Source organism: Caballeronia sp. (genome assembly GCF_049581465.1).
Lineage (GTDB): Bacteria > Pseudomonadota > Gammaproteobacteria > Burkholderiales > Burkholderiaceae > Caballeronia.
Map to the genome: position 1 here is coordinate 1 of NZ_JBAUSA010000822.1, position 7,515 is coordinate 7,515.

The following is a 7,515-nucleotide window of genomic DNA, read 5'->3' on the forward strand; positions in this document are numbered from 1 at the left end:
AACTAGGGCAGCATCTTGAAGCGAAAAGCGGCGAAGCGAGCATGGCGGGCAGCGATTCACCGATGCCCGCCAAGTTTTTAGCAAAATTCGCAACTAACGGTCTATCTCAGCAACGCCCGCGACCTGCGTCCGTTCTCGGGCACGGTACTTCAAAGCAAGCGGACGATGCTGTTTGCGACACCTCCTGCGATTCGCGAGATCCCTAGCCGAGGTTGCCCCTCTGGTCGGTGAAATCCCTAGGTTTCACGCGTCAATGGTAACGTTACCATTCGATCAACCGAACGGCTAATCGATGCCGCCAGTCGCGTTATCAAGGAGTTGCGTTTTGACCGCAAATCGAAAGACACCCGAGCAGCTCCGCAGTTATCGCTGGTATGGCGTCAACGACCTTCGCTCGTTCGGTCATCGGTCGCGAACTGCGCAGATGGGCTATCACCCGTCGGACTACATGGGAAAGCCCGTCATTGCGATTGTGAACACATGGAGCGAACTTAACTCCTGCCACACGCATTTCAAGCAGCGCGTCGAGGAGGTGAAGCGCGGCGTCTGGCAAGCGGGCGGCTTCCCGGTCGAAATGCCGGTGATGACGCTTGCGGAACCGTTCCAGAAGCCCACCACGATGTTGTATCGGAACTTCCTTGCAATGGAAACCGAGGAGTTGCTGAAGTCCTATCAGTTCGACGGCTGCGTCCTGATGGGCGGCTGCGACAAGACCACGCCGGGCCTGTTGATGGGCGCGATCAGCATGAACCTGCCGAGTATCTATCTTCCCGCCGGGCCGATGCTGCGCGGTAACTGGAACGGCCGCACGCTAGGCAGCGGCTCGGACACCTGGAAATACTGGGCCGAATTGCGCGCGGGCAAGATCACGGAAGACGAATGGAAGGGCATTGAAAGCGGCATCGCCCGGTCGCCGGGTCATTGCATGACCATGGGCACCGCCTCCACCATGACGACCGCCACCGAGACGCTCGGGCTGACGCTGTCCGGCTTTTCATCGATACCCGCCGTCGACTCGCGTCACGCGCAATTCGCTTCGCTGACCGGCCAGCGGATCGTGGAAATGGTCTGGACCGACCAGAAGCCGTCGGACATCCTGACTGCCAAATCCTTCGATAACGCCGTCACCACCGTGCTCGCCATGTCAGGTTCTACCAATGCGATCGTGCATCTGGTCGCGGTCGCGCGTCGCGCCGGCATCGACCTGACAACGGCGCGTTTTGATCAACTCGCGCGCATTACGCCCGTGCTCGCCAATCTGCGGCCGGCCGGCAAATACCTGATGGAAGACTTCTTCTATGCAGGCGGCCTGCGTGCGTTGCTCGTCGAACTGGGCGAGTTGATCGATGGCACGCAGATGACGGTGAATGGCACGACACTCGGCGAAAACATCGCCGGTGCGCAGATCTTTGACACCGATGTCATCCGCGAGCGCAGCAATCCGCTGGTTGAAAGTGACGGTCTCGCCGTGCTGACCGGCAACCTCGCGCCGGACGGCGCGGTGATCAAGCCCGCCGCAATGGAATCGCATCTGCTGACGGCGCGCGGCCCGGCTGTGGTGTTCAAGGATTACGCCGACATGGCGGCGCGTATCGATAGTGAGGATCTCGAAGTAACGAAGGACTCGGTTATCGTATTGCAACATGCCGGTCCGGTCGGCGCGCCGGGCATGCCGGAATGGGGCCAGTTGCCGATTCCGCAAAAGCTCCTGAAGCAGGGCGTCCGGGACATGGTGCGTATCTCCGACGCCCGCATGAGCGGCACCAGTTATGGGGCCTGCGTGTTGCACGTGGCGCCGGAATCGTTCGTGGGCGGGCCGCTTGCGCTGGTGCGGGACGGCGACATGATCGAACTCGACGTGCCGGGGCGTCGCCTGCACCTCGAAGTCAGCGATCAGGAACTTGCCGCGCGCAGGCAATCGTGGAAGGCGCCGAAGCTGCCGTTCGAGCGCGGTTTTGGCGTGATGCACCAGCTACATGTAACGCAAGCCAATAAGGGCTGTGACTTCGATTTCCTCGAGGAGCCGGTCGCATCGGCTCATTGCGTTGATCGCAATGAGCCTGAAATCCACTAACTCATCTTGAGCACACCGACACCGATGACCCCATCCGAGATCACCGTCAGCGCCGCCGCGCTTGAACAACTCCGGCACGTGAGCACGGCGACGCTCACTACGCAATTGTTCAAGCGCGGCTTGCGAAACGTCTTCCTGCAAGGGGTCGCGCCACTCGTCAAGCCAGCGCCGGGAACGCCGAACCTGGTCGGACCGGCGTTCACGCTGCGCAACATCCCGGCGCGCGAAGACCTCGATCACGTGGGCGTGTTCCAGGACCCGGACCATCCGCAGCGCAAAGCGGTGGAGAGCGCGCCCCCGGGCAGTGTGCTGGTCCAGGATTGCCGGGGTGAACGCACGGTGGCATCGGTCGGATCGATTCTCGCGCTAAGGCTTGCCAAGCGAGGCGTGGCGGGCATGGTTTCCGACGGTCCCGTGCGCGACAGCGGGACGATCGCTGAACTCGGCCTGCCCATCTGGTGCGCGGGAGCCAGCGCGCCGCTCAACCTCGCCAAACATCATGCGGTGGACATGAACGTGCCGATCGCTTGTGGCGGCGTGGCGGTGTATCCGGGCGATATCGTCGTCGCCGATGTTGACGGCGTAGTGATCGTGCCGCGCGAGATGGCCGAAGAGGTGGCCCGCGATGCCGCCGAGCAGGAACAGATGGAGATCTTCATCTCGCAACGTATCGACGAAGGCAGGCCGCTTCGCGGCACGTATCCGCCGAACGAAGAAACACTGGCCGCGTACGCGCAATGGCGCGCGGCGAGAAAGTAGGCTGCTGAACATAATTTGGCTCGCGGCACGCCGCGGGCGCCGGAGACGCCGTGACCCATGCTGTGAAGCCAGCTGCAAAGCACGCGATGCCCGCGGTCGACGAATCGCGCCTGATCAACCGCCTCGCGCTCAGGCTGATGCCGCTTCTGGGCCTGCTGTATCTGGTCGCGTATATCGACCGCTCCAATATCAGCTTCGCCAAGCTGCAGATGCTGGGCAGCCTTGGCCTGAGCGAAGTCGCGTATGGACTGGGCGCGTCGCTGTTTTTCATCGGTTATCTTTTGTTCGAAGTACCAAGCAATTTGTTGCTGCACAAATACGGCGCGCCGCGCTGGATCGCGCGGATCATGCTGACATGGGGCATCGTGACGGTGCTGCTCGCGTTCACGAAGAACGCCACGATGTTCTATGTGCTGCGATTCTTGCTGGGCGCGTCAGAAGCAGGGCTCTTTCCCGGCGTGATCTATTACCTCACGCTGTGGTTTCCCGCGCGGCAGCGCGTACGGATGCTCGGCTATTTCACCTTGGGCAGCAGTCTGGGCAACATGGTCGGCGCGCCTATCTGTGGCTTTCTCCTCGACCGGGGCGGCTTGCTTGGCCTCCAGGGCTGGCAGTGCGTGTTTATCGTGACGGGCGTGCCGTCGATCCTGCTGACTGCCGTCGTGTTGCGCTATCTGCCGGCGTCGCCAGTCAAGGCAAGCTTCCTGTCGAACGACGAAAGGAGCTGGCTTGCCACTACCCTCGAAGCCGAACGGGCGCTCGCGGCGCAGGCGGAATCGGGGAAGACGAGTTTCATCAGCGTGATAACGGAACCGCGCGTGATCGGCATGGCGCTGTACTACATGATGCTGTCGATTTCGGTGTACGGCGTGAGCTACTGGCTACCCACACTGGTAAAGGGTTTCGGTGTCAGCAACACGGTCAACGGGCTCATCAACATCGTTCCCTGGCTGCTCGCGACCATCGTCCTGATATGGGTGCCGTCCAGGTTACGGGCAGGCAATCGCGTGATGATCGGGATGTTTTTCACGGCGATGCTCGGTGTCGTGTTCTTCCTTGGCAGCGTGTTCTTGCCGAACAATACGCTGCGCTTTATCGCGTTGTCGCTCGGCGCACCATGCATGTACTTGCTGCTGCCCTGCTTCTGGACGCTGCCGCCGAAGTTCCTCACCGGCGCGCGTGCGGCGGCCGGCATCGCCGCTATCAATTCACTGGGCCACGTGGGTGGCTTTATCGCGCAGAATCTCGTGCCGTGGGTCCGTCAGGTGAGCGGCAGCGCCCGCGCGCCGATGCTGATTCCTGCCGCGTGTCTCCTTACATTCGGCGTGATCACGCTGGTCCTGATTCGGCGCAGCCGCGATACCGGGGCGCGAGGGGCCGATTCGCACGGCGGCCAAACCGCGAAGGGCGCGGCATAGAGCGCCGCGTCGGCTCTTGCTACGCAAACGAGGGTCGCAATGCCACCGGGCGGCGCAGACGCACCGCGTTCGAAGACGTTCCTGCGATGTAACTGACTACAATAGGCGCGCTAAGCCATCCAACGTCCACGCGAACCATGCCAAACGACAAGCCGATCCCCCAATCCATCGAACTGCCCGGCAGCGCTTCGACTCGGCCTGTGAAGCGCTCGCGCGGGGGGGCGAAAGGGCTTCGGATCACCGACGTCGCGACGGCAGCCGGCGTGTCGGCGATCACCGTGTCCCGCGCGTTCAACAACCCGGAATCGGTCGCGGCGGAAACGCTCGAACGCGTGCGGCAAGTGGTGCAAAGGCTCGGCTATGTCCCGAACCGGCTGGCGGGAGGCTTATCGTCGTCGAAGTCGCGACTGATCGCGGCGATCGTTCCCACGATCGCGCACTCGCTCTTCTCGGAGACCATCCAGGTGTTCAGCGAGACGATGTCGCAAGGGGGCTATCAGGTGCTGCTGGCCCTGAGCGGTTATAACAATAGCAACGAAGAAGCGCTCCTCGCTGCGGTGCTGAGCCGGCGTCCCGAGGGTATCCTGTTGACGGGGGTCGCGCATACCGATTCATTGCGTGAGCGTCTGCGCAACGTCGGCATCCCGATCGTGGAAACGTGGGACATGACCGAGACGCCGATCGATATGCTCGTCGGCTTTTCGCACTATCAGATCGGCGAGGCGGTGGCGGAGCGGCTTTTGAAGCGGGGGGTGCGGCATCCCGGCCTCGTATCGGCGGACGACCAGCGTGCGATGGCGCGCCGCAGCGGCTTTCGCGAACGGTTGGCGCGCGAAGGGATTCGGGATATTGCGGAGATCATTGTGAAGTCGCCTAGCTCGGTATCGACGGGAAAGACTGCGTTTGCCGGGTTGATGAAGCAGGCGCCGGAACTCGACGGCGTGTTTTGCGGCTCCGATCTGCTCGCTATCGGCGTGCTCGGCGAGGCGAAACGCAGGGGCATCGAGGTGCCGTCTGCATTGTCGATATGTGGTTTCGGCGACCTCGAATTCGCGTCGGAAACAACACCGCAGCTGACGACGGTGCGCGTGGATGGCACGCGGATCGGTGTCAGTGCCGCGCGATGCCTGCTTGAACGCTTGAAGGGCGGGCCGGGAACCCGCGTGGTCGATGTGGGGTTTCAAATTGTCGAGCGCGAGAGCGTGTGACCGGTCACGTTAGCGCGCGGCCAAGGATGGGCGAATGCCCTCCTTGGGCTTCCCGCTGGTTTAAGCGCGGGCAGGCGAGTGAGGAGACTGCGTTATTTCCAGCAGCCGCTGAACGCCGGCCGCGAGCGCGAAGGTGGCCTGCGTGCCGTCCCGAAGCCGCAAGGAAAGAGTCGATGCTTTCTCGTCGCGCGCGCCGACCGTGACGAACAACGGAACGCGTTGCTCGCGGCCATCGACAATCTTCTTCTCCAGCCGCTCGGGCCGGTCGTCGAATACAGTTCTCAATCCCGCGTCTTCGAGCATTGCCACGACACGCCGCCCATACCCGTTGCTCGCGTCCGATACGGTTGCGACCGTGACCTGTTCCGGCGCGAGCCATGACGGAAGCCAGCCTTCATGATGTTCAAGAAGCATAGCGATAAACCGCTCCATGCTGCCAAGCACCGCATGGTGAATCATCACCGCTCGCACGCGCTCGTTTTCCGCGCCGACAAAGGACACGTCGAGACGCTCCGGCAGTACAAAGTCGAGCTGGATCGTGCCGCATTGCCAACTGCGCCCGCGACTGTCGATGAGATGAAATTCCAGCTTGGGTCCGTAGAACGCGCCTTCGCCCGGACGGACGGCAAACGGCAGGCCCGCAGCGGTCGCGGCCGCGCCTAATGCCGCCTCGGCACGATCCCAGTCACGCTCTTCGCCAGCTCGCATGCGCGGGCGCGTGGCGAGGAGGACATCGAACGAAGCGAAGCCCAGGTCTCTATAGACAACCCGCAGCAGGTCGCAGAAATTGCGAACCTCCGCTTCCACCTGTTCTTCGGCGCAGAAGACGTGTGCGTCGTCCTGCGTGAACGCGCGAGTACGCTTCAGGCCCTCAAGCGATCCCGACGGTTCATCGCGATGACAGGCGCCGAACTCGCTGTATCGAATGGGCAAGTCGCGGTACGAGCGAATCCGGTGGTTGAAGATCTGGACGTGGCAAGGACAACTCATGGGTTTGAGGCAGAAAGGCCGCGCGTCTTCGGCGCCAGTGACTGAATACATGCCCGCCTGAAACTTGTCCCAATGCCCGCTGCGCTCCCAGAGCGAGCGCACAAGCAATTGCGGCGTCCTGACTTCGCGAAATCCCGCGCGTCGCATCGAATCGCGGATGTAGTCCTCGACAATCCGGTAAACCTCCCATCCTCTCGGATGCCAGAAAACCATGCCGGGTCCTTCGTCCTGCTGATGGAACAGGTCGAGCATGTTGCCGAGTTGCCGATGGTCGAAGTCGTTCAAAGTATTCTCCTTTTCGTCGATGTGGGTGACGGAGGAGGGCCACAAACGCAAGAAGCCCCGTCCGTCGCGGGCGGGGCCTCTTTGAAGCTGCTGCGTTTTGTCTACTTAGCGCGCGCACTCTCCAAACGACCCGCCGATGCAGGTGGTCGTGGTAGTGGTCGCGACGATGGAGGACAAAAGATTCAGGTTCATGGCCTAGACGATAGTCGAGTTCCGCGAAGGGCGTCAAGTGAGATTGGGCGGCGTGTCCAAACCGCGGACGGGCATCGACCGAAGATTGTTCGGATGTTTGCCGAGGCGCCACGCGCGAGAAGAACTTGCCGATACGTGTTCGCCTGGACACCAAACGTCGCGGCAAACTTGCCGACTCGGGTCTGGTTGGGTGCTATTCTTTTGTCCAGTTAAGGCGTCCGCGAGTGACGCAGCGACATAGGCGAGTGATTCGGGTGAATTACGCAACAGGTTATTCGTGTTCGCTTGCGCGAACGCGCGCCAGAAGAAGCCGTTTAATTGTGCTTCGGTCAAGCTGTTCGCAGTGCGCATCAATACGTGTTTGTAGCAGCACATCTCGGTGGTGCGTGATCGGAGTTGTCGGAGTTGTCGGAGTTGCCGGATCCCAACGTACGCGTTTTGGCGCTTTTGGTTCAGCCATGCATCACGTGACGCCGCTGGGCGTGTCGTCATCTGATTCAAGTGTTCGCTATTTCGCGAAGAGGTGCGAGCGATCCCGGATAAAAAACAGATCCAAACAGGGGGCTTGGCATGTTGCGCAAGGTAATCG

Annotated in this window: 6 protein-coding genes; 5 read left to right on the plus strand and 1 reads right to left on the minus strand. The window is 61.7% G+C overall.

Going from position 1 to position 7,515, the window contains the following annotated elements; all coding sequences use genetic code 11:
• The 5 genes from WCA53_RS20230 to WCA53_RS20250 all read left to right on the plus strand — a co-directional run.
• The coding region (locus WCA53_RS20230; protein WP_423914800.1) for a hypothetical protein at positions 1 to 206 on the plus strand (206 nt) is incomplete at its 5' end.
• A gap of 86 nt (positions 207 to 292) precedes the next feature.
• Positions 293 to 2,074 (plus strand): L-arabinonate dehydratase, encoded by a 1,782-nt coding sequence (araD, locus tag WCA53_RS20235; RefSeq protein ID WP_423914802.1) that lies wholly within the window; start codon positions 293 to 295, stop codon positions 2,072 to 2,074.
• A gap of 24 nt (positions 2,075 to 2,098) precedes the next feature.
• Positions 2,099 to 2,833 carry a ribonuclease activity regulator RraA gene (locus WCA53_RS20240; RefSeq protein ID WP_423914806.1) on the plus strand — a complete coding sequence of 245 codons (735 nt, stop codon included), beginning with the start codon at positions 2,099 to 2,101 and terminating at the stop codon, positions 2,831 to 2,833.
• 86 nt (positions 2,834 to 2,919) lie between these two features.
• Positions 2,920 to 4,251 (plus strand): MFS transporter, encoded by a 1,332-nt coding sequence (locus WCA53_RS20245; protein WP_423914816.1) that lies wholly within the window; start codon positions 2,920 to 2,922, stop codon positions 4,249 to 4,251.
• Positions 4,252 to 4,388: 137 nt separating this feature from the next.
• On the plus strand, positions 4,389 to 5,459 hold the full coding sequence (locus tag WCA53_RS20250; protein WP_423914811.1) for a LacI family DNA-binding transcriptional regulator: 1,071 nt from the start codon (positions 4,389 to 4,391) through the stop codon (positions 5,457 to 5,459).
• A gap of 60 nt (positions 5,460 to 5,519) precedes the next feature.
• Here the strand turns inward: WCA53_RS20250 and thrS are convergent, their stop codons facing one another.
• Positions 5,520 to 6,734 (minus strand): threonine--tRNA ligase, encoded by a 1,215-nt coding sequence (gene thrS / locus WCA53_RS20255; RefSeq protein ID WP_423914813.1) that lies wholly within the window; start codon positions 6,732 to 6,734, stop codon positions 5,520 to 5,522.
• Positions 6,735 to 7,515 lie beyond the last annotated feature (781 nt).

Excerpts from the sequence above, each read along its gene's own strand:
- araD (WP_423914802.1), top strand. The coding sequence starts at position 293 with ATGCCGCCAGTCGCGTTATCAAGGAGTTGCGTTTTGACCGCAAATCGA.
- WCA53_RS20240 (WP_423914806.1), top strand. The coding sequence starts at position 2,099 with ATGACCCCATCCGAGATCACCGTCAGCGCCGCCGCGCTTGAACAACTC.
- WCA53_RS20245 (WP_423914816.1), top strand. The coding sequence starts at position 2,920 with ATGCCCGCGGTCGACGAATCGCGCCTGATCAACCGCCTCGCGCTCAGG.
- WCA53_RS20250 (WP_423914811.1), top strand. The coding sequence starts at position 4,389 with ATGCCAAACGACAAGCCGATCCCCCAATCCATCGAACTGCCCGGCAGC.